This is a genomic window from Terrabacter sp. NPDC000476 (genome assembly GCF_040300125.1).
Lineage (GTDB): Bacteria > Actinomycetota > Actinomycetes > Actinomycetales > Dermatophilaceae > Terrabacter.
The window spans coordinates 1-3,951 of record NZ_JBEPDF010000010.1; the positions used below are offsets into that span (position 1 = coordinate 1).

The following is a 3,951-nucleotide window of genomic DNA, read 5'->3' on the forward strand; positions in this document are numbered from 1 at the left end:
GCGGCACGGTGACGGGGTGACGGGGTGACGGGGTGACGGGGTGACGGGGTGACGGGGTGACGGGGTGACGGGGTGACGGGGTGACGGGGTGACGGGGTGACGGGGTTGTGGGGTACGAGTCCTCACCGATACTGACGTCGAGGCCGCCGCGCCGGAACTACTCGTCGCGGCGGCCCGGACTGCAGTCCTCGCCCTGGCCACCGGTGACCTCGCCGCGCCCCCGCGCCCCCGCGCCCCCGCGCCCCAGCGCACCAGCAGCGACCTCAGCGCCATCGGAGACCTGGCCTACGTCTACACCAGCGGTGGCCTGCGCCACGGACCCAGCGGGTTCCGCGCCTACCGGGCCGGTGCCGTTCCCGGGGACCAGCTGGTCGCGGTCTGGGACGCACCGGCACCCTCGTCGGTCTCGTCGTCGGAGAGCAGCTCGGCGCCCGCCGCACCGGCGCGCTGGCCGCCGTCGCTGCTGATGCCCTGGCCCTGCCCGAGGCCGGCGACGTCGCCGTCATCGGCTCGGGGTTGCAAGCCTGGGCGCAGCTGTGGGCCCTGAGCGCTGTGCGGCGCCTGCGCAGTGTCCGCGTCTTCAGCCCCTCCGGCGAGCACCGGGACCTCTTCGCCCAGCGAGCCCGGCGGGAGCTGGGTCTGGCCGAGCGGGCGGTACGCGCCGTGGACACGCCGTCGGCAGCGGTCCAGGGCGCAGACGTGGTGCTCTTGGCCACCCGGTCCACGACCCCGGTCCTGGACGCCGACGACATCGCTCCCGGAGCGCACGTGAGCACCGTCGGCCCCAAGGCCCGAGGTGCCCAGGAGGTCCCTCCTCGACTGCTGGACCGCGCCTCGCTGATCTCGTGCGATTCACCGCAGCAGGCCGCTGCCTACGACCGCCCCTTCGTCGTCGAACCGGCTGCCCTCACCTCCTTGGTCCACGTCCTGACCGGCAGGGCACCCGGACGGACCCGCGCCGACGAGATCACGGTGCACTGCTCGGTCGGCATGGCCGGTTCGGAGGTCGTGGTGGCCCACCGCCTCCTCGAACTGTCAGCCCGGCCCCTCACCGGATGAACGCATGTCCGGCAAGGCCTCAAGCTCTCAGCAGCGCAGCCACGGCGGCCTGGCGGGGACATCCGATCGTGATCTCAACGTCTCTGCCCGCCCGACTGCTTGCGGTCTGAGTCACGTCGCAGACGACCTCGTCTCATCCGTCTCCGGCTGTGTTCACCGCGCCAGACGGTTGAGGTGAGAGGCCTGCTCAAGGAGCTTGGCGCCGAGTTCTTTGCTGGTGACATCGGGCTGGTCGCAGGACAAGGCGGCGATATGCGCGACGTTGGTCAACCACTGGGCCAGTAGGGCTCGATCGTCCTCTTTGGGAACGGCGAGCTTTGGAACGGTGTCCTGCCCGGTCCGTCCTTGTCCGAGCGGGCATACCTCGAGCAGCCGCAAGGAGGACCGAGGGGGTTGATGTTCTCACCGCTTGGATCAGACGGGCTAGCTGTACTGAGCATGGACGTTGGTGACACGCCGAGGACCATCAGGTCCGTGACGTGAGGAAGACCTCCGAGTGAGGTGTGGAGCTGTCGAGGAACCGCACCACCACCCGGAGGTCTCCGTGCCCCACCGTAACGCCGCCCTGACTCCTGCCGGGAGACTGAAGCTGGCCCGGCTCATCGTCGATGACCGCTGGCCCATCCGGCGCGCTGCTGACCGCTTCCAGGTCTCCTGGCCCACCGCGGCACGCTGGGCTGACCGACTGCTCGAGCTGCGTGCCAGCGACGGCCGCGAGGAGGACGGCTTGGTCGATCGGTCCTCCCGCCCGCACCGCAGCCCGACCCGAACCCGGCGGGCAGTGGTGAAGAAGGTCGTGCATCTGCGCACCACCCGAGGCTGGGGACCGGCCCGCATCGGACCCAAGCTCGGGTTGCCCGTCTCCACCGTCGCCGCCGTCATCCGTCGCGAAGGACTGCCGCGGCTTTGCGACGTCGACCTGGCGGACCGTCAACGCATCCGCCGAGAGGTCCGACGCTACGAGCACGCTGTCGCAGGCGATCTGGTGCACATCGATGTGAAGAAGCTCGGCGTCATCCCCGACGGCGGCGGCTGGCGCTTCCACGGCCGCGGCAGTGAGCAGGCCAAGGCCGCACGACCTCACAGCCTTGGCTACGGCTACCTGCACACCGTCCTGGATGACCACTCTCGCCTGGCCTTCACCGAGATCCTCAGCGATGAGAAGGGCTCCACCACCGCCGCGTTCTGGGCCCGGGCACACGCCTGGTTCGCCGGCTGCGGCATCAGCATCGCGCGCTGCTTGAGCGACAACGGAGCCAACTACCGCTCCCGCGACTTCGCCGCCGCCCTGGCCACGACCGGCACCGCCCACAAGCGGACCCGGCCCTACCGCCCGCAGACCAACGGCAAAGTGGAGCGGTTCCACCGCACGTTGGCGACCGAATGGGCCTACGCCCGCCCCTACTCCTCGGAAGCCGCCCGTCGCCGGGATTTGCCAGCCTGGCTTCACATCTACAACCATCACCGGCACCACACCGCCCTCGGCGGGCTACCGCCCGCCTCGCGCGTCACTAACCTCAGTGGTCAGTACAGCTAGCGGTGAGTGCAGCGGCGGTCCTGCTGGAGGAAACGGCCTGCTCAGCCCCGGGATTCACCGCCCCTGGGACCCTCGTCCAGACGGGAGTGCGGATGCTGTTTCGGTTGCGAGCGTTGCGCCGGCGGCCTCAGCCGACCCATCCGAGCTGGTTCAAGCCAGGAGCAACGACCAGCATCTACCCGCAGGGCTCGGCGATCTGGGGCCTCGCGAGGATTGACCCCCAGGTCAGCAGCGGAATGGGTACCTGCCAGGTGTCTCTCAAGACGATGGATGACACGCCCCTGATAGCGCCGATTGCGCATGTCAGGGGTGTAGCGTCGCATCATCGCCTATTCGGAGACGATCGATGCCCCGCTACGTCACCATCACCGAACCCCCCATCGGGGGAACGCGTGCGCAAGCTCTGCTGGGCGTCAACCCAGCTCAGCTGAACCGTCTGCGCGAAGCGGGGCTGCTCGGTGAGCAGGAGGCCCTGCAGGCGATGCAGACCGCGGGCGGTCACTGGCGCTACGACGAGGCCAGCGTCCGCGAGCTTGCCGCCCGCTCGTGGGTGGATCTGCCCAGCCCCTCCCCCGACCTCGCCGTGCACCTCGCTCCTCTCACCCCGGATCCCCTGCGCCGCGGTGAGCGCCGGTACCAGGGGTGGCACGCTTCCGCTCACACCAGTGGACTGAGCCCTGCTGAACGGGAGGACGCCTGGGCGGGTTGGTGGATCTGCAGGCCCGAGCAGTACCTCGGGGCCGCCCTGGTCGGCGACGTCTGCGGCTTCGTCGTCGAAGTGGCCGCCATCCGCGGATTCCGCCTCGGAGACGACGGGCGGGTGCGCTTCGAGCTGGGCCGGGCGACGAAGCAGATGCTAGCCCGCTACGCCGGGCGGCGCTTTCGCGCAGCGCAAGGAGCAGCAGTGCAGCCCCTGGGCCCGACGACGACAGCGACCACCGTCGGGGCCAGAACCAGGACGGCGAGGACGAGGTCGACAACGACATTCACCCCTTCGACGCCACGACCGACAGGAGACCCCCGATGAGGCCCGCTCCCTGGAAGGTTCGCCCCGTCCCGACGGTGTGGCTGGACTACGTCACCGGTGTCGGCGTCACCGACAGCGGCGCCCGCGTCACCCCGAAGATCGCCGGGCGGCGCAAGCGGCCCGTCCTGGTCGACCTGCTCGACACCGCCCACAACCTCTCCGCCGAACGCATCATGCTGACCGGGAAGGTCCCGCAGCAGGGTCTGGGCGAGCAGCACTGGCTCATCGCCGAAACCCCCGGCTGGAGCGCCGGGGGCCACTGGCTGTCCAGCCCGCCCACCGGCCGCTTCACCCACGACATCACCGGCCGCAAGCTCGAGGTGCGCCT

Annotated in this window: 5 protein-coding genes and 1 pseudogene; 4 read left to right on the forward strand and 2 right to left on the reverse strand. The window is 70.2% G+C overall.

Annotated elements, in window-relative coordinates; translation table 11 throughout:
• Nucleotides 1-336: 336 nt before the first annotated feature.
• On the reverse strand, nt 337-522 hold the full coding sequence (locus ABT295_RS21015) for a hypothetical protein (protein ID WP_352396360.1): 186 nt from the start codon (nt 520-522) through the stop codon (nt 337-339).
• Between ABT295_RS21015 and ABT295_RS21020 the strand changes: the two genes are divergently transcribed.
• Entirely contained in the window at nt 448-1,059 is a 612-nt protein-coding gene (locus ABT295_RS21020; RefSeq protein WP_352396364.1) for a hypothetical protein, read from the forward strand. The two genes, ABT295_RS21015 and ABT295_RS21020, sit on opposite strands and share 75 nt — an antisense overlap.
• Before the next feature lie 153 nt (nt 1,060-1,212).
• Here ABT295_RS21020 and ABT295_RS21025 read toward each other — a convergent pair whose 3' ends face one another.
• Entirely contained in the window at nt 1,213-1,437 is a 225-nt protein-coding gene (locus ABT295_RS21025) for a hypothetical protein (protein WP_352396361.1), read from the reverse strand.
• A gap of 166 nt (nt 1,438-1,603) precedes the next feature.
• Here ABT295_RS21025 and ABT295_RS21030 point away from each other — a divergent pair, with 166 nt between their 5' ends.
• The 3 genes and pseudogenes from ABT295_RS21030 to ABT295_RS21040 all read left to right on the forward strand — a co-directional run.
• Nucleotides 1,604-2,596, forward strand: coding sequence for an IS481 family transposase (locus ABT295_RS21030; protein WP_352396362.1), 993 nt, complete (start codon nt 1,604-1,606; stop codon nt 2,594-2,596).
• 346 nt (nt 2,597-2,942) lie between these two features.
• Nucleotides 2,943-3,623, forward strand: a complete 681-nt coding sequence (locus ABT295_RS21035) for a hypothetical protein (RefSeq protein WP_352396363.1) — start codon at nt 2,943-2,945, stop codon at nt 3,621-3,623.
• Nucleotides 3,620-3,951 (forward strand): annotated as a pseudogene (locus tag ABT295_RS21040) (hypothetical protein); the annotation flags it as partial. The gene ABT295_RS21035 and the pseudogene ABT295_RS21040, both read left to right, overlap by 4 nt.

What these genes read in the sequence shown, in the direction of transcription:
- ABT295_RS21035 (WP_352396363.1), top strand. Translation starts at nt 2,943, where the DNA reads ATGCCCCGCTACGTCACCATCACCGAACCCCCCATCGGGGGAACGCGT.